The organism is Duganella fentianensis (assembly GCF_964031615.1).
Lineage (GTDB): Bacteria > Pseudomonadota > Gammaproteobacteria > Burkholderiales > Burkholderiaceae_D > Rugamonas > Rugamonas fentianensis_A.
Genome location: NZ_CAXIQN010000014.1, coordinates 29,380 through 47,478 on the forward strand (window position 1 = coordinate 29,380; position 18,099 = coordinate 47,478).

Consider the following 18,099-nt stretch of genomic DNA (forward strand, 5'->3'; position numbering starts at 1 on the left):
GTCTTAGCTGAAACTCAGCTCGCCATCGCGCACATCCACCTGTATGGTGTCCTTGGGACCAAAGCGGCCTTGCAGGATCAGCTTGGACAGGGGATTCTCGATCTGCTGCTGGATCGCCCGTTTCAGTGGCCGCGCTCCATACACAGGATCGTAACCGGCTTCGGCGATCTTCTGCAGCGCCTGATCCGTCACCGTCAGCGTCATTTCCATGCGGGCCAGACGCTGCTCCAGTATCGCCAGCTGGATCTTGGCAATCGCGCCGATATTCTTCTCGTCGAGACCATGGAACACCACGATTTCATCGATACGGTTGATGAACTCTGGACGGAAGTGCGAGCGTACCTCTGCCATTACGGCCAGCTTGACCACGGCCGGATCGGCATCTTCCATCGCCTGCATCTTGTGCGAGCCGAGGTTGGAAGTCATGATGATCACGGTGTTCTTGAAGTCCACCGTACGGCCTTGCCCGTCCGTCATGCGGCCATCATCGAGCGCCTGCAGCAGCACGTTGAACACGTCGGGGTGGGCTTTCTCCACCTCGTCCAGCAGGATCACGCTGTAAGGCTTACGCCGCACGGCTTCGGTCAGATAACCGCCTTCATCGTAGCCCACATAGCCGGGCGGCGCACCAATCAGACGGGCCACCGAATGCTTCTCCATGAATTCGCTCATATCGATACGGATCAGCGCTTCTTCCGTATCGAACAGGAAGCCGGCCAGCGCCTTGGTCAGCTCCGTCTTGCCCACGCCCGTGGGGCCGAGGAACATGAAGGAACCGTATGGACGGTTAGGATCGGCCAGACCGGCGCGCGAACGGCGGATCGCATCGGCCACGGCCGATATCGCTTCATCCTGTCCCACCACGCGCTCGTGCAGCTTGGCTTCGATATGCAGCAGCTTGTCACGCTCGCCCTGCATCATGCGCGAGACGGGAATACCGGTAGCACGCGATACCACTTCAGCGATTTCTTCCGCGCCCACTTCGGTGCGCAGCAGCTTGGGCTGACTGGTATCGGTCTTGCTGGCCGATGCCGCCTCCGCCTGTTTCAGCTGGGCTTCCAGTTCCGGCAGACGGCCATACTGCAGTTCCGACACGCGCTGCCAGTTGCTGTCACGGGTAGCCTGCTCCATCTGCAGCTTGATGCGGTCGATCTCTTCCTTGATGTGGGTACTGCCCTGCACCACCGACTTCTCGGCCTTGAGGATTTCCTCGTAGTCGTTAAGTTCACGCTGCAGACGGACAATCTCTTCCTCAATCAAGTCCAGCCGGCGGCGCGAACCTTCGTCCTTTTCCTTCTTCACCGCTTCCTTCTCGATCTTCAGCTGGATCAAACGGCGTTCCAGCTTGTCCATCACCTCCGGTTTGGAATCGATCTCGATCTTGATCTTGGACGCTGCTTCGTCGATCAGATCGATCGCCTTATCAGGCAGGAAACGGTCGGTGATATAGCGGTGCGACAGCTCGGCCGCCGCAATGATGGCGGCATCCGAGATCGCTACCTTGTGATGCAGTTCGTACTTGTCCTGCAGGCCGCGCAGAATCGCAATGGTGGCTTCCACCGATGGCTCGTCCACCAGGATCTTCTGGAAGCGGCGCTCCAGCGCAGCGTCTTTTTCGATATATTTGCGGTATTCGTCCAGCGTGGTGGCACCCACGCAGTGCAGCTCGCCACGCGCCAGCGCAGGCTTGAGCATATTGCCCGCATCCATAGAGCCTTCGGCCTTGCCGGCGCCCACCATGGTATGCATTTCGTCGATGAAGACGATGGTCTGGCCTTCATCCATGGCCAGCTCTTTCAGCACGGCTTTCAGGCGTTCCTCGAACTCGCCGCGGAACTTGGCGCCAGCCACCAGCGCAGCCATGTCGAGCGACAGCACGCGCTTGCCTTTGAGCGAATCGGGCACTTCGTTGTTGACGATACGCTGCGCCAGACCTTCCACAATGGCGGTCTTGCCCACGCCCGGTTCGCCGATCAGCACAGGGTTATTCTTGGAGCGGCGCTGCAGCACCTGGATAGCGCGACGGATTTCATCATCCCGTCCGATCACGGGATCAAGCTTGCCGGCGCGGGCGCGCTCGGTCAGATCCAGCGTGTATTTTTTCAGCGCTTCGCGCTGGCCTTCGGCATCCTGATTATCCACCTTGGCGCCGCCACGCACGGCGTCGATGGCCGCTTCCAGCGCCTTGCGCGTCAGGCCGTTTTCGCGCGCCAGCTTACCAGCATCGGATTTATCGTCGGCCAGCGCCAGCAGCACCATTTCACTGGAAATGAACTGGTCATTACGCTTCTGCGCTTCCTTGTCGGACAGATTCAGTATGGCGATCAGTTCGCGGCTGGCCTGTACGTCGCCATTGGTGCCCGAGACTTTCGGCAGGCGTTCCAGCGCACTGCCCAGCGACTTGACCAGACCGCCGATGTTGACGCCGGCGCGCTGCAGCAGCGAGCGTGCGCTACCGTCGTTCTGGTTCAGCAGAGCGGTCAGCAGGTGGACCGGCTCGATATATTGATTGTCGTTACCCACCGCCAGACTTTGCGAGTCCGACAGGGCTTCCTGTAACTTGGTCGTGAGTTTGTCCTGACGCATGGTGTTGCTCCCATCAATTTAACTTATCGCCCAAATAGGGGTGATCAATTACATTTCAAGGATTCACCGATTTATTTCATCTTTCCATGCGCCAGATCAAGTCTTGCGGGAAGAACGAGCTATTTTGACCACTTTTCCAGTGCGACATCATCGCTCACGCGGGCATCCACCCAGCGCGCGCCTTCGGGCGTCTGTTCCTTTTTCCAGAACGGCGCTTCCGTCTTGAGGAAATCGATCATGAATTCGCACGCAGCAAACGCCTCGCCACGGTGCGCCGAGGTGACGGCCACCAGCACGATCTGCTCCATCGGCTTGAGCGGGCCAACGCGGTGGATTACCAGCGCACCGAAAATATCCCAGCGTGCGCGCGCCTGCTCAATGATGGTCTGAATAGACTGTTCCGTCATGCCCGGATAGTGTTCGAGTTCCATCTCGGCCACGCTGGCGCCTTCGTTCAGATCGCGCACCGTGCCGACAAAACTGACGATGGCACCCACGCCGGGCTGGCTGGCGCGCAGTTGCGCCACTTCCGTACTGAGGTCAAAGTCGTGCTGCTGTACGCGCACGCTGTAGCGTTCGGCCGCGCCGCCCGCCGTTGCCGTGATCGGGGCCGCCATCAGCGCTCTCCTCCGCCGATGCGACGGAACAGCGCTTCGATGCGGCTCACCGTACGGTCATCGGCCAGCGCCGGCATGGCGCACAACTGCAGATAGGCTGCCGTGGCACTTTGCGGCTTCTGGCCCGATTTGAGCGAAGACTGCAGCACTTCCACCTGCATCTTCAGGCGCTCGCGGGCAAATTCGGCACCACTATCGACACCGGAGACGATTTCCAGTCGCAGCACTTCGTCCAGCAGGCGGCTGCGGTTAGCTTCCAGCTGCGCCAGATAATTGGCGGCATCGCCACCCAGCAGCGCCAGCGCTGCCTGGAACCGGCCGCCCAGCGCCTTCTCGTAGTCGCCGCCCAGTTTAGGAATAGCCACCCAGCGCGCTTGCCATTCTTCCGCGCTGGCCGCATCGCTGGCCGAATCGCTAGCAGTCGCCGCTTGCGCCAGCCGGCCTTCCAGCGCCTGACACAGGCGCAGCTTGTCGCGCAAGGCATGTGCCTGCGCTGCACCGCTACGGCGGCGGATCGCATCGGCCTGCGCCTGCACCTGGGCCTGCGCGGCCTGATAGCGCTGGCTGATGCGGGCTTCGGCAGCACGCGGTACCACGCCGGCATGCTGCCATGCGCTGGCCGTTTCGCGCAGCAGCGCAGCAATCGCCGCTAGCTGGGCCTTGTCATCGCCGCTGAAAGTAGCGCTTTCCAGCTGCGCGCACAGCGCTTCGCGCGCATGCAGATGAGTTTTGCGTTCATGATCAGCCGCATGCGCCACTTCCTTGCGGCGCGTGTAGACGGCATCGCAGGCGGCGCGGAAACGCTGCCACAGCGCCTGTTCGGCCTTGCGCTCGAGCGGCAGCGCCTTGGCCTGCTCCTGCCAGCGCTCCTGCAGGCGCTTGAGCTGATCCAGCGTATGACGATCGCTAGGCTGCAGCGCTTCGGCTTCCTGTATCAGCTGCTCGCGCCGCGTCACTTCGATCTTGCGCTGCTGCGTGAGCGGCGCCAGCATCTGTCCCAGCGCTTTATCGAAAGCCTGTTCCAGCTTGCGTTTTTCCTTGCGCTCCATGGCGCCCAGACGGCTCCACATCTGGCGCAAGCGCTGGCCTGCTGCGGCCACGTTCTTCAGATCCGCACCTTCTGCGGCGGCCTGCGCCATGGCGCGAGTTTCCTCGATCAAGGCGTGCGCCTTGGCCGAATTGGCGTGGCGCTCGTCGGCCAGTTGCTTGAAGTGGGCCGCGGCTGGTGCATAGGCCGTGGTGCAAGCACGGTCGAAGCGCTCCCACAGGCTGCGCGGCGCATGGCCGGACACTGCATCGAGCGCTTTCCAGCGTTCGCGCATGCTGCCGACCTTCTTGGCCAGCTCGCTCATGGCCAGCCCCAGGGCTGGCAGTTCTTCCACCACCTTGACCAGTTCTTCACGCGAGACATTGCCGCTCCAGCGCGCCCAGTCGCTCAGGCGCTTGAGTTCTGCGCGCAGATGGTTGAGCCGCTCCGTGACAGCCGGCGCCAGCTTGGCCTTGTGCTCCTTGAGCCACTTGTCATGTTCGGCCGCCGCATGCAGCAGCCCCTGCTCCAGCGCCTGCTCCAGCGCATCGAGCGTACTAAGAAATTGCGGATCGGTGACCACAGGCTTGGACTGTTTGGCCGGCTTGGCAATGGCAGGTTCGGCTGCCGCATCATCAGCAACATCAGCCGCAGCCACCGGCGCCCCGACCTCTGCTACTGCGGCGGCCAATGGCGTTGCGGTCGCGGCGCTGGCTGGCTGCGGAACCTTGGTGGCAACCGGCGCCGCCAGAGCCGCACGCGCCTGCTGCAAGGCTGCGCTGTAATCATTGAGCAGATGGCGCGGCAGAGTCGCATGTTCGGCAGCCTGCAAGCCCTGTGCATAGCCCGCTTCATGGCTAGCCAGCGCCGCTTCCAGCGCAGACTTGTCCGCCCCGCTTTGCAGCAACTGGCGCAGAGCAGCCAGTGCATCGATCATCTGGCGCTGCAACTGCACCTGCGCCTGCAGGCGCACATCGAGTGCCGCACGCTGGCTGGCAAAGCTGGCTGCCTGCGCCGCATCGGCGGTGGTAATACTCCACTGGCGATCCAGTTCCGCTACCTGATTGGGGGTGAGCTTGTCATCGGCCAGCAGACGCGCGGCCAGTTCCAGACAGGCCGCCGCCTTGCGCTGTTCGGCTTCGTGATAGCGGATCGCATCGAGCCGGCTCTGCATCAACTTGGCTACGCGGCGATCAGTATTGCGCATGGCCTGCAGCACCTGCTCCAGAGAGGCCAGACTGCGCACATGCTCGGCGGCCTGCAAGCGCACCCCGGCAAATTCGCTGTGCAGAATCAGCGCAACAGCAGCCGCTTCATCTCCGTTCAGTGCTGCTGCCTGCTGCGTCTGCAGTTCGCGGCGTTCGGCCGATGCTGCAGCGGCAGCGCTGGGCGCCGTCTCTGTCGCGGCCGGAGCTTCGCTGGCGTTATCGCCGTTGCGCTTGAAGATGAATTCGAACATGATGCGCTATGAAGTATCTAAAACCACCATCATAGCAAAGCAGAGAAAATTTGCCTGTTACAGCACGCTTATTTCGGCGCCGGCACTTCCTGCTCGGGCCGTGCACGCAAGCGTGGCAAAGCCGCCATGACGTCTTGCTGTACTGGCTGCAGCTCTATCATCGGCAACACCTGCAAACGTGGCATGTTGATAGCTTCTGCGTCGGGCTGGGGCGCCGGTGACGCGCTGCGTTTGAGTTCTTCCACGCGCTTGTCGTGCAGCATCAATTGATTCGCAAGGGAAAACCAGGCATCACCAGCGATGCTGTTACGTGCCAGCGCGAACAGCTCGTGCTCCTCTTTTTCCAGCTTTTGCAGCATGGCCGTGCAGAACGCTTCGATATTGTCGCTGAAGCGCTGCACCTGCCCTTCACCTGCATCGGCCAGCGCTGTGGCCTGCTCCTGCAGCGCGCGCACGGCTGCCAGAGCCGACTGGTTGAGCCGGTTCAATTCTTCGAGCAGTTGGTCGGCGCGCTCGGTGGCGGCGCGCAGGGCGGGTATCAGATAACGCTCCGTTTTGCGCCACTGGCAGGCCTGATACAGGGTATTCAGGCTGTGGCAGGCATATTCGAGCTGGGCCAGCGTAACGCTATTCTGCTGCATCAGCGTGGAACGCACATATTGCTGGAACGCCAATAAATTGAGGCGAACACTAGCCTGTTCAACGGAAAGTGCGACCAGTGCATATGTGGCGGTTAACATTCTGACTCCCAAAGCTGTGGTATGACCAGACCGGATGGCTGGCAAGAGCGGAAGTAAAAGTGTAAATAAAGCCGACAGCCACGCTTTGACTTAAAACAAAACGGCGCGCCTCCCCAATATAGCGCAAAGCGGGGCCAAACGCTATCGTAATGGCAACTGCAGGCGCACCAGCCCCGTTTCCGGATGGGGCAGCACGCTGCCGCCGAAATGCCGCACCAGCTTCTGCACGCCCAGGTTCTCGGCCAGCGCGTCGCCCACAATCTGCGCCGTGCCATGGCTGCGGAAGTAATCGACCAGCTTCTGGAACAGGATGTAGCCCAGCCCCTGCCCCTTCAGATCGGAGCGGATGATGATGGCAAATTCGGCCGCCTGATTATCGGCGTCGGCGATTGCCCGCACCACGCCCAGCGTCTCCGGCGCGCCGTCAGCGCCCGTGCGGGTGGCGATAAACGCCATGGCGCGGTCGTAATCGATCTGGGTCAGACGGGCCAGCTGGCCCGGTGGCAGCTCGCGCATGGCCGTGAAGAAGCGCAGCCGCACGTCGTCCGGATCGAGCGCGGCGAAAAACACCTGATGCTGGGGCGCGTCTTCCGGCCGGATGGGACGCAGCAGGATTTTGCCACCGCCCCAGTCCAGCGCCTGCTCCAGTTCCTGCGGATAGGGGCGGATCGCCATGGCGCGGTGGCTGCGCGCTGGCCCCAGTGCCAGTTGCGCGCCCAGCGCCACCACGCTGCCGCCCAGCACCAGCAGCGGATTCAGGTCCAGCGCTGCCAGTTGCGGCAGATCGGCCACCATGTCGGCCACCTGCACCAGCGTACGGCACAGCGCTTCCGCGTCGGCGGCGGTCTGCGCCTGCTGCAATAGCCGCGCCACACGGGTGCGGCTCACCATGTCGCGCGCCAGCACCATATTCAGTGGCGGCAGTCCGGCCGCGCGGTCGGCCGCCACTTCGGCGGCCAGCCCGCCCTGCCCGAAATACAGCACAGGGCCGAACACGGCATCGGTAGCAATCTCGATGCGCGCAGCGGCCAGCGTGGTGCCGGCCAGCGCGGCCTGCTGCGGCGTGGCCAGCGCAATGCCGTAAGTCGCCAGCAGACTGCGTAGGTCGGTATCGGACAGGCGGGTCTGGCCGCTACTCTGTGCCGCAGCCACCAGCGCCTGCGCTGCCGCCCGTTCCGGTGCCGAGGTAGCGGCCAGTTGAGCCGGCACCTCCATCAGCAGGTCCTGATTGCGCCGGTACTGGGCAATCTGCAGGAAACCATGCACGGCTTTTTCCGGCGTATCGTAGGTGGGCAGGCCCGCTTCGGCAAACACCTGACGGGCCGCCGCCACAGCGCTGCCGCCCAGCCAGCAACTGAGCACATTCTTGCTGGCGCCGCGCAGCAGCGGTGCAATCGCCGTGGCGATCTGCTGACTGTCCACCATGGCCGTGGGCGCGTGCAGGAACAGCAGCGCATCGGCATTGGTTTCATGCAGCAGTGCCTCCACGGCAGCCTGATAGTGCGCCACCGGTACATCGGCCAGCAGCGCCACAGGATTGGTCGGCTGGGCGCAAGTACGCCGCAGTAACAACTGCGATTCGGCCGACAGTGGCGCCAGCTGGGCACCACCGGCAGCCAGCGCATCGGCGGCTATCAAGCCCAGCCCCACGCCGTTACTCAGCACGGCCAGCCGTTCGCCCCGCTGGGGGCGCTGGCGCGCCAGCGTTTCCACGGCATCGAACAGGTCTTCGATCGATTGCACGCGCAGCATGCCGGCGCGGCGGATCGCCGCATCGAATACCAGATCGGCGCCGGGCTCGGCATCGCGCCCCACTTTCAGCACAATCACGGGCTTGCCGCGCGCCGCCAGCCGGCCAGCCGACATGAATTTACGGGCGCAGCAGACCTGCTCGATACATAACAGAATGGCCTCGGTAGCACTATCGGCGGCCAGATAATCAAGCAGATCGCCGAAGTCCACATCGGCCGTCTCGCCCATGGTCAGAAAACGGGAAAAACCGATGCCGTGCAGGCTGGCCCAGTCCAGCATGGCCGTACCCAGTGCCCCCGATTGCGCGACGAAGGCCAGCTTGCCGGCGCTGGCCGGAATATGGGTAAAGCTGGCATTCAGCCCCAGCGCGGGCGTCTGCAAGCCGACGCTGCCGGGCCCCAGTATGCGCACCTGATGGCGCTTGGCGGCGGCCAGCATGGCCTGCTGCAGATTGCGCCCGCCGCTATGGATCTGTTCCAGTCCTGCCGTCATGACAATGGCGGCGCGGGTGCCACGTGCGCCCAGTTCGGCGATCAGATTGGGAATAGTGGCCGGCGGCGTGCACAGTATCGCCAGTTCCGGCGCAGAAGGCAGGGCCGAGACGCGGGCATAACAGGGTAGGCCCTGCAGATTCTGGTGACGCGGATTGAGCGGCCAGATGGCGCGCGCGCTGGCCCCCAGGCCAGCGGCAGCCTGCGCCTGCAGCAGATTGGCCAGCACGCGGGTGCCGATACGGTGCGGCTTGTCGGAAGCACCGATCACCGCCACCGAACGGGGCTGGAACATGCGGTCAAGGTGGCGGATACTCATGGTGCGACCACTCCTGCCTTACCAGCGCGACGCATGGTCTTCCGTCACACCGGCCAGCCGTTGCACGCTGCGGCGTGGCTGGTCCGGCGTGCCGCGCACCCAGCCGCTGAAGGTGCCGATCGGCTGCACATAGCGGCTGGCCGCCACCAGCAGATTCTTGTCGCCGTGGCGTGCGCCTTCCGGCGTAAAACTCAGCTCCAGCAGGCCGTCGTCAGTGCTGATCTGCCATGGTGCAGCGCTATCGGCCGGGTCGAATTCGAAACGGGCGGCGCCCAGCGGGTACAGCTGACCATCCAGCCACAGCGCATTCTCCTGCGCGCCGAAATAGCCGGCCTGCAGATTGAAACCAAGCGACAGATCATGCGCCGAAGCCCAGCGCCATGCCGTATTGCGCGCCAGCAGACCGTTCGAATAATCGAAACTGGCCACCCCGCCATCGAGCGCCAGCCTGCGCCCACCTACCCGCAGCTCACCCTGCAGCGGCATGCCGCCCGACTTCTGGGTGGCATGTACGGCGCCATCGGCCACCGGCCCGCTGGCCAGCAGCAGCGGCGCCGCTGCCGGCCCGAAGCTGGCGTCGATGGCAAACTCGCCACAGCGCAGCGTCAGGCTGCTGGCGCCATCGCTGGCTGTGTTGATATGGATCTGTTTTCCCAGCAGACGGAACTGGCTCACGCCGGTCATCCGGTGCGGTAGGCTGGCCGTGCAGCCAGGCAGGCCATCCTGCGCGAATTCGGCCAGCATGCGCCCGCTCTGGCGCTCGAACGCATAGGCAAACGCAGTGTTGGTCCAGCCTACATCGACGATCGCTACCGCACAGAACACCTGTTCCGTGTACAGCGCCACGTAATGCCAGCGCTTGTGGTGAAAACGCCGCCACAGCCGGCTGCGCGCATACGGCGGTGCCAGCTGGCGCCAGTCGATGGCGCCCGTATGGCCGGCAAAGCGGCCGAAAATCGGCTGGCCATCCATGCCGGGCAAGCGTGGCGGTGCGGCGGACAAGGTGGTGTGCTTCATACGGCCGGATCCTGTAAAGGCAATATCCAGCAGCTATTCTAATAAGAAAATCAATATTGCCTGTGTGCGCGACACAGTTTTTTTTACATTTGCCGCCATAAACGAACCCCAAATGAGACATTTCCATGCAGAATTAGATCGATGGCATTCTGTGGCAATTTAGTGGACAATACTGCCCCTTGATGAAGACCCCTGCCCCTCCCATGTCGCGCAGCTATTTACGCCGGCTGTATCGCGCGATACTGCTGCCGGCGTTCGCGCTCGCTCTGCTGGCGGGCATGTGGACTGCCGTGCTATTTCAGGTGGAGCAGGAGCGCGTTTCAGCCCGTTACGAGGCAGTGCTGCATAGCCAGTCGCTGGCCCGTACGCTGGCCGAACATACCAACCACCTGCTACGCCAGAGCGACCATGCCACCCAGCTATTCAAGCTCAAGTTCGAGGAATCGGGCGGCACCCTGCGGCTAGCCGAATTCACCCGCGCTAACGGCCTGCTCGATTCGCTGCTGCCATCCAAACTCGAACTGCCACTGGCACTGGTGGCCGCCGATGGCCGCGTCATCGAAAGCCGCTCTGGCTATTTCGCCCCGCAACTGGGGCAGCAACCCTTCTTCCTGCATCACGCCCAGAACAGTTCCGACACCCCGCTAGTCACTACCCCGGTAGTCGAGCCGCGAAGCAAGAAATGGCAGATCCAGATCTCGCGCCGGCTCAACCAGCGCGATGGCCAGTTTGCCGGGGTGATCGTGATGATGATCGATCCGGCTACTTTCGTGGAAGATTACGACCGCCTGAATCTGGACCCCGGTGGCAGCGTCATGCTGATCAGTCGCGAAAACGGTATCGCCACGGCACGCGTAGACGAGCAGCTCATTATCAGTGACGCCATTGATTTTACCGCCGCCCAGAGCGGTGGCCGTATCGGTACACTCGACGAACTGCTGCTGGCGCGGCCGTTCGACGCAGTGGAACGCATCTACGGCTATGCAGAAATGCCGCGCTACCTGCTACTGGCCGTGGCGGGCAACCCGCTGAAGTCGGAAATGGCCGGCTTCGAACTGCGCCGCGAACGCTATCTGATCGCTGCCACGCTAGGCTCGCTGATGGTGCTGATCTTCGTCGCGCTGCTGATCCAGCAGACCCGGCGCCTGCATCGCAGCACGCTGATGGTCAGCGAAGCGCAGGAAATGCTGCGCGCCGCCGCCGATGCCAGCATGGACTGCGTGTATCTGCTCAAAGCCTGCCGCCTGCGCGGTGCCGATAACCCGATTGCCGATTTCACGCTGGTGGGCCTGAACGACCGCGGTGCCGCACTGCTGGGCATGACGGCCGATCAGGCACGCGGCAAGCGCCTGCAGGAACTCATGCCGCAGTTGCACACGCACGGCTTTGTAGAAAAATACAAGACTGTGCTGCTGACCGGTCATCCGCTGGACGAGGAGTTCGAAGTCGACTTCCTGCCCAGCGGCGAGCATTACTGGTTCCATCACCAGATTGTGCCGATCAAGGAAGGCGTGGCCGTCACCACCCGCGATATCACGCCGCGCAAGAAAAGCGAACTGGCGATCCGCAAGAGTCAGGCCGAACTGGCAGCCGTCAACGATGTGTCGCCGCTGGGGCTGATGCGGGCCGACGCGAATGGCCAGTGCACCTATGTCAACCGCACTTTCGAATTCGTCACCGGCCTGATGCGCTCGGAAGCGCTAGGCGAAAACTGGCTGCGCGCCATTCATCCGGGCGACCGTGCCAACCTGCAGGCTGCGCTGAAACAGATGGCAGTGACGCGCCTGCCGTATCAGGACACGCTGCGCTGCGTCCACCCTGACGGCAGCATAGTCTGGGTGATGTTCAAGATCGCCGCCATGATCGTCGACAAACAGATCTACGGCTATGTCGGTACGGTCGACGATATCACCCACGTGCGCAAATCCGTCATGGCGCTACGCGAAAGCGAAGCGCGTCTGCGCACTATCGCCGACACCCTGCCGGCGATGGTGGCCTACATCGACAGCGAAGAGATTTTCCGCTTCCATAACATCGCCTACGAGCGCGAGTTCAATCGCAGTGGCACCACCGTGCTGGGCAAGAGCGTGCTGGAGACCATGGGTGCCGCACGCTACGACTACCTATCGCCGTATATCAAGCGTGCGCTGGCCGGCGAAACCCTCAACTTCGAAGAGGAAGACAGCAGCGACACCACGATCCGCACCTTCGAGGTGGTCTACATTCCGCAGGTAGACGAGGATGGCAACACGGTAATCGGCTTCCACGTCATGCGGCAGGACATCACCGTGCAGAAGCGCGAGAAACAGCGCCTGCTGCGCCTGACCCAGATCGACACCCTGACCGGGCTGACTAACCGTGCCGGCTTCCTGCAGAAGCTCAGCGACAGCATGCAGGCCAGTGCCGAAGGCCAGCACCTGATGGCCGTGATGTATATGGATATCGACCGCTTCAAACCCGTCAATGACACCTACGGCCACAGCGTCGGCGACGCGCTGCTGCGCGCCTTCTCGACCCGCCTGACCCACACCATGCGCGCCAGCGACACCATCGCCCGTCTGGGTGGCGACGAATTCACCATCATCATGGATCGCATCAACCGCGCCGAAGATGCCACCGCGCTGGCCGCCAAGATCGTCACCACCATGCAGGCACCGTTCGATCTGGACGGCACCATCGTCTCGATCTCGGCCAGTATCGGTCTGGCCTTCTACCGCAATCAGGACATCACGCCGGCAGAACTGCTGCATCAGGCCGACCTGCTGCTGTATCAGGCCAAACAGAATGGCCGTAATACCTACCGTGCCGGCGCGCCACTTGCTGACTACGCAGCCTGACCCTCGCTACTGCACTTTCTCAACCTCGCCGGCAGCAACTTGCGCTATATTGTGCGCTTCCCTGCTGTTCTGACTACTCACTCCATGCGTCTGCTGCACACTTCCGACTGGCATCTGGGCCAGACCTTGCATAACTACGAGCGCCATTACGAACACCAGCAGTTTCTCGACTGGCTGCTCGATACGCTGGAACAGCAGCAGGCCGATGCCCTGCTGATCGCCGGAGATATCTTCGATAACGCCAATCCTTCGGCTGCCTCGCAGCGCCAGTTCTACCAGTTTTTGCGCGCCGCGCGCGAACGGGTGCCGCATCTGAACCTGATCGTCATTGCCGGCAACCACGATTCGCCGGGCCGGCTGGAAGCCCCCGCACCGCTGCTGGAAGCACATGGCACGCGGGTAATCGGCCATGTGCCGCGCACGGCCGATGGCACCATCGATGTCGCCGCCATGGTGCTGCCGCTGACCGATCGCGACGGCGCCGTGCAGGCATGGTGTCTGGCCGTGCCCTTCCTGCGTCCGGCCGATGTGCCACGCCCGCCGCAGGCCGAAGGCCAGAGCAGCAGCGCGGATCCCTATCTGGCCGGCATCGCCCTGCTCTACCGGCAGACGCTGGAACATGCACTGGCCTGCCGCAGTGCAGGCCAGCCGATACTGGCCATGGGCCACTGCCACATGGTCGATGGGCAAATGTCGGAAGACTCCGAGCGCCGTATCGTCATCGGCGGCACGGAAATGCTGCCCGCAGGGATCTTCGGCAGCGAGATCTGTTATGCCGCACTGGGCCACCTGCATCTGGCGCAGAGCGTGGGCAAACAGCAGCACATCCGCTACTGCGGCAGCCCGCTGCCCCTGTCATTTGCCGAGATCGGCTACCAGCATCAGGTACTGCAGATCGATCTGGCCGGCGGTGAATTAGGCCAGATCACCGCACTGCCGGTGCCGCGCGCCGTGCCCCTGCTGCGGGTGCCGCCCCGCCCCGCACCTTTGGCCGAAGTGCTGGTACAACTGGCCGCGCTGGCAGCAGAAGAAGTGCCGGCCGAACGCCAGCCCCTGCTGGAGGTACGGGTGCTGCTGGACGCACCGGAACCGGGCCTGCGTGCCAGGGTCGAAGCGGCGCTGGAAGGCAAAGCCGTGCGGCTGGCAAAAATCGAAACCACCAGCGCTGCCCGTAGCGGCGCGGCCGATACGGCTATGCTGACGCTGGACCAGCTGGAACGCATGCAGCCCGACGAGATCTTTCGCCAGCTGTACCGCCAGCGCTACGATCAGGATGCGCCGCCCGACCAGCTGAGTGCTTTCGCGGAGTTGCTGCTGCCATGAGAATTCTACGTATCGCCGGTAAAAATCTGGCCTCGCTGGCCGACGAGTTCAGTGTGGACTTCGAACAGCAGCCGCTGGCCGCCAGCGGCCTGTTCGCCATCAGCGGCCCCACGGGTGCGGGCAAAAGCACCCTGCTAGACGCCCTCTGTCTGGCCCTGTACGACGCTACCCCGCGTCTGCTGCGGGTGGCTGGCCGTAATTATCTGGCCGACGTGGGCAGCGAAACCATCACCACCCAGGACACCCGCAACCTGCTGCGCCGTGGCACGGCAGAAGGCTATGCCGAAGTCGATTTCGTCGGTGGCGACGGCGCCAGCTATCGCGCCCGCTGGAGCGTGCGGCGCGCCCGCACGCGTGCCGAGGGCGCGCTGCAACCCACCGCCATGTCGCTGCACCTGCTACCGGCACTGCAACCGCTGGGGCATACCAAGACGGAAGTGAAGGCAGAAATCGAGAAGCGCATCGGCCTGTCGTTCGAACAGTTCACCCGCGCCGTACTACTGGCACAGAACGAATTCTCGGCCTTCCTCAAAGCGGAAGACAACGAGCGGGGCGAACTGCTGGAAAAACTGACCGGCAGTGCCATCTACAGCGAAATTTCGATGCGCGCCTATGCGCGCTACAAGCAGGAACAGGAAGCCCTGCAGCGCCTGAACGACCGGCTGGCCGACCAGAAACCATGCAGTGCCGAGCAGCGGCAGGAACTGGAAGAGCGTCACAGCGCCGCGCTGGCGGTACAGCAGGAACTGGAACAGCGCAGCACTGCGCTGGAACAGCAACTGCACTGGCACCAGCAGGCGCAGCGGCTGGCCGAAGCCGAGCAGCAGGCCAGTCTGGCCTGCGCTGCCGCCCATGCCGCCATCGAACAGGCCGCGCCGCAACGCGCCGCGCTAGCGCAACTCGATGCCGTCCAGCCTGCACGCGCACTGGCCAGCGAATGCCAGCGCCTGAGCCGCGAAGTCAGCACCACTACCCAGCAGATCGCCGCGCTGGCACTGCAAGCGCAGCAGGCCGCCAGTGCGCTGGAGCAGCACAATCATGCCCAGCACAGCGCCAGCCAGCAGCTACAGCTGGCCGAGCAGGCACTGCGCGACGCCACCCCGCTGCTGGATCAGGCCAAGGCGCTCGATGCCCGCGTCGCGGCCCTGCAGCCGGCATTCCAGCAGGCGGCAGCCGCCTGCGCCGAGGCCGATCAGGCCGATCTGGCGGCCCGCTCCGCCCAGCAGGCGCGCAATGACGAGCGCCAGCAGCTCGCCGCGCAACAGGACAGCAGTAAGCAATGGCTAGCACAGCACCAGCAATGGGCTGCCATGGCGCAGTCGTGGGAACGCTGGGAAGTCCTGTTCGTACAAGCCGGCCAGCAGGCCGCGCAGGCGGAACGATTGAATCAGGCGCTGGCAAGGCTACAGCAGCAGGTGCAGCACCAGCAGGAACAGCAGGCTCAGGCCCAGTCGCAACTGGCTGCCGGCAGCCAGCGCCTGCAGGTACTGGAGCAGCAGCACCAGAACGCGGCCACTACGCTGGCACAGTATGCGCCCGCGCAGTTGCAGGCTAGCCGCCAGCAGTTGGGCGCACGGCGTAATCTGCTGGCACAGGCTGAAAAGCGCTGGATCGAGCTCGATGCACGCCAGTCGCGCCATAGCTACCTGCTGCTGCAGGCCGACCAGTTGCGCACGGCCGCGGCGCAAGCCGATGCCGAACTCAAAACGGCGCAGCAACAGGCCGGCACACTGCTAGCCCACAGCACACAGGCCGAGCGCTCACTCAAACTGGCGCAGGCTGCCTGCGCCGCCAGCGTGCAGGATCTGCGCGCCACACTGGAGGACGGCCAGCCCTGCGCCGTCTGCGGCGCAACCGAACACCCCTATCATCACGACGATAGCCGGCTGCTGTCCTTGCTGGCCGGACTGGAAACGGAGGTGACACACTGGCGCCAGCAGGTAGAGGCCAATCTGGCGCTGCAGACGGCACGCCGCACCACCGAACAATCCTGCCTCGATCAGTTGCAGGCACTGGCGCGCGAGACCACCACGCTGGCACCGGCGCTGGCGCAGGCGGCACAGGCATGGCAGGCCATGGAAGCACAACTGACCAGCGAGCCGTTGCCCGAAGCTGGCGAGCGCACTGGCTGGCTGGTCAGTCAGCTGGAACAGCTGGGCGCTGCCCTGCAGAGCATCGAAGCACAGGAAAGAGACTGGCATCAGGCACGGCAGGCACATGAAGAAGTACAGGCAGCACTAAGCCTTAGCCGCAGCGAGCACCAGCAGTTACAACAGACCGTCGCCAGCTGGCAGACCGCGCTGGCCGAAAGCCGCAGCGAAGCCAAGGCACTCGATGTACAGCGCGTCGATCTGGCGCTGACTCTCAGCAGTCTGCTGGCCGACCTTGATCCCGCCTTCAGCGGCAGCGATCTGCCCAGCGATGACTGGAAAGATGCATGGCGTGCCGCACCAGCGCGCTTCTTCGCCGCCCGTCAGAGCGAAGCTGCCCAGTGGCTGCGCCAGCGCGCCAGCTACGACGCACGCCATCAGCGCCTGCAGACGCTGGATATCGAACTGCGGGCCGGTCTGGAAGCCCAGAGCAAAGCCCAGCGCGATGCGGTACAGGCAAGGGTGGCCTACAGCAGCGCCGAAGCGCAGTTGCAGGATCTGCGGCAGCAACGCCAGCAACTGTGGGCCGGCCAGCCAGTGAGCGAAGTCGAAGCGGCGCTGAACCAGACGCTCGATGGGGCGCGCCAGCAACTGGCACAGCGCCAGCACGCTGCCCAGCAGGCCGCGCAAGATGGTGCACGGGCCGAAGCCGCGCAAGCGCAGGCGCAAGGTCATCTGGCGAATCTGCAGCAGGCAGGCGCCCATGCACAACAGGCGCTGCAGGACTGGCTGCGCGAATACAATCTGCAGCAGCAGACCGCACTGGACGATCTGGAACAGCTACATGCCCTGCTGGCCGTCACGCCGGAAGCCATCGACCAGCAGCGCGCGGCACTACAGGCGCTGGAGCGCAATGCGGCAACGGCCGCCACCGTGCTGCAGGAACGCCAGCACCAGCGCCAGCAGCACGCGACCACGGCACCGCCAGCCACGCCCGATAGCGAACTGGCACTGACGACACCCGACACGCATGCCACTGCCGCCGACGCCGATAGCGCGGATCCGACGCCAGCTGGCAGCGCCACGCAGGGGCAATCTGCCGAGAGCAAGTTAGCCGCCGCCAGCACCTTGCTGGCGCGCGCGCTGTCAGCGTTGCAGCAAGAATTCCGCCTTGCGCGTGAACAGACTGTAGCGGCGCAACTGGCACTGGCGCAGGATGACGCGCGCCGTAACAGTGCGCAGGCCATGCTGGCCCAGATCGAACAGCAGGAAGCCAGCGAACAGCGCTGGGCGCGTCTGAACGAGCTGATAGGCTCGGCCGACGGCAAGCGATTCCGCAACTACGCCCAGCAGTACACGCTGGATGTACTGCTAGGCTATGCCAATGCCCATCTGCGCCATCTGGCGCGGCGCTACCAGCTGGAACGCATCGTCCATCCGGCCAGCCCGTCATTGGCGCTGCAGGTGCGTGACCGCGACATGGGCGACGAAATGCGCTCGGTGCATTCGCTCTCCGGCGGCGAATCCTTCCTCGTCTCGCTGGCACTGGCGCTGGGTCTGGCCTCGCTGTCATCCAACCGCGTGCGGGTCGAATCGCTATTCATCGACGAAGGTTTCGGCAGTCTGGACGCGGAAACCCTGCGTGTCGCCATGGACGCCCTCGATGGACTGCAAGCCATGGGACGCAAGGTGGGCGTGATCTCGCACGTACAGGAGATGACGGAGCGCATCGCCACCCGCATACTGGTGCAGCCCGCGGCTGGCGGCCGCAGCTGCGTCAGCGTGCAGGGCTAGCGCTGACGGCGCGGATACCGGTCTATGATCGGCGCGGGCGATGCTGC

At 63.8% G+C, this 18,099-nt stretch carries 9 protein-coding genes; 3 read left to right on the forward strand and 6 right to left on the reverse strand.

Translation table 11 applies throughout. The annotated features are described in order from the left end of the window. Positions 1-3: 3 nt before the first annotated feature. The 6 genes from clpB to ABNT42_RS09880 form a co-directional block, all read right to left on the reverse strand. Complete coding sequence (gene clpB, locus ABNT42_RS09855) at positions 4-2,586, reverse strand: ATP-dependent chaperone ClpB (RefSeq protein ID WP_348696549.1); 2,583 nt, start codon at positions 2,584-2,586, stop codon at positions 4-6. A 119-nt stretch (positions 2,587-2,705) separates the two neighbouring features. Continuing rightward, positions 2,706-3,203 (reverse strand): molybdenum cofactor biosynthesis protein MoaE, encoded by a 498-nt coding sequence (locus tag ABNT42_RS09860; protein WP_348696551.1) that lies wholly within the window; start codon positions 3,201-3,203, stop codon positions 2,706-2,708. Further along, complete coding sequence (locus tag ABNT42_RS09865) at positions 3,203-5,689, reverse strand: DUF349 domain-containing protein (RefSeq protein WP_348696553.1); 2,487 nt, start codon at positions 5,687-5,689, stop codon at positions 3,203-3,205. The genes ABNT42_RS09860 and ABNT42_RS09865 overlap by 1 nt, the downstream gene beginning before the upstream one ends. A 68-nt stretch (positions 5,690-5,757) precedes the next feature. Then, positions 5,758-6,429, reverse strand: a complete 672-nt coding sequence (locus ABNT42_RS09870; RefSeq protein WP_348696554.1) for a hypothetical protein — start codon at positions 6,427-6,429, stop codon at positions 5,758-5,760. A gap of 141 nt (positions 6,430-6,570) precedes the next feature. After that, a complete protein-coding gene (locus tag ABNT42_RS09875) occupies positions 6,571-8,991 on the reverse strand; it encodes a GNAT family N-acetyltransferase (protein ID WP_348696556.1) in 2,421 nt (806 codons plus the stop codon). Between the two features lie 18 nt (positions 8,992-9,009). Continuing rightward, complete coding sequence (locus ABNT42_RS09880) at positions 9,010-10,008, reverse strand: DUF2804 domain-containing protein (RefSeq protein ID WP_348696558.1); 999 nt, start codon at positions 10,006-10,008, stop codon at positions 9,010-9,012. 182 nt (positions 10,009-10,190) lie between these two features. Between ABNT42_RS09880 and ABNT42_RS09885 the strand changes: the two genes are divergently transcribed. The 3 genes from ABNT42_RS09885 (at position 10,191) to ABNT42_RS09895 (ending at position 18,052) form a co-directional block, all read left to right on the forward strand. Further along, positions 10,191-12,845 carry a diguanylate cyclase gene (locus ABNT42_RS09885; RefSeq protein WP_348697130.1) on the forward strand — a complete coding sequence of 885 codons (2,655 nt, stop codon included), beginning with the start codon at positions 10,191-10,193 and terminating at the stop codon, positions 12,843-12,845. Positions 12,846-12,929: 84 nt separating this feature from the next. Continuing rightward, complete coding sequence (locus ABNT42_RS09890) at positions 12,930-14,168, forward strand: exonuclease SbcCD subunit D C-terminal domain-containing protein (protein WP_348696560.1); 1,239 nt, start codon at positions 12,930-12,932, stop codon at positions 14,166-14,168. Further along, a complete protein-coding gene (locus ABNT42_RS09895; RefSeq protein WP_348696562.1) occupies positions 14,165-18,052 on the forward strand; it encodes an AAA family ATPase in 3,888 nt (1,295 codons plus the stop codon). Before ABNT42_RS09890 ends, ABNT42_RS09895 begins: the two co-directional genes overlap by 4 nt. The last annotated feature ends 47 nt before the right edge of the window (positions 18,053-18,099 follow it).

Coding starts and splice junctions, on each gene's coding strand:
- clpB (WP_348696549.1), bottom strand. CDS start 2,586: ATGCGTCAGGACAAACTCACGACCAAGTTACAGGAAGCCCTGTCGGAC.
- ABNT42_RS09860 (WP_348696551.1), bottom strand. CDS start 3,203: ATGGCGGCCCCGATCACGGCAACGGCGGGCGGCGCGGCCGAACGCTAC.
- ABNT42_RS09865 (WP_348696553.1), bottom strand. CDS start 5,689: ATGTTCGAATTCATCTTCAAGCGCAACGGCGATAACGCCAGCGAAGCT.
- ABNT42_RS09870 (WP_348696554.1), bottom strand. CDS start 6,429: ATGTTAACCGCCACATATGCACTGGTCGCACTTTCCGTTGAACAGGCT.
- ABNT42_RS09875 (WP_348696556.1), bottom strand. CDS start 8,991: ATGAGTATCCGCCACCTTGACCGCATGTTCCAGCCCCGTTCGGTGGCG.
- ABNT42_RS09880 (WP_348696558.1), bottom strand. CDS start 10,008: ATGAAGCACACCACCTTGTCCGCCGCACCGCCACGCTTGCCCGGCATG.
- ABNT42_RS09885 (WP_348697130.1), top strand. CDS start 10,191: ATGAAGACCCCTGCCCCTCCCATGTCGCGCAGCTATTTACGCCGGCTG.
- ABNT42_RS09890 (WP_348696560.1), top strand. CDS start 12,930: ATGCGTCTGCTGCACACTTCCGACTGGCATCTGGGCCAGACCTTGCAT.
- ABNT42_RS09895 (WP_348696562.1), top strand. CDS start 14,165: ATGAGAATTCTACGTATCGCCGGTAAAAATCTGGCCTCGCTGGCCGAC.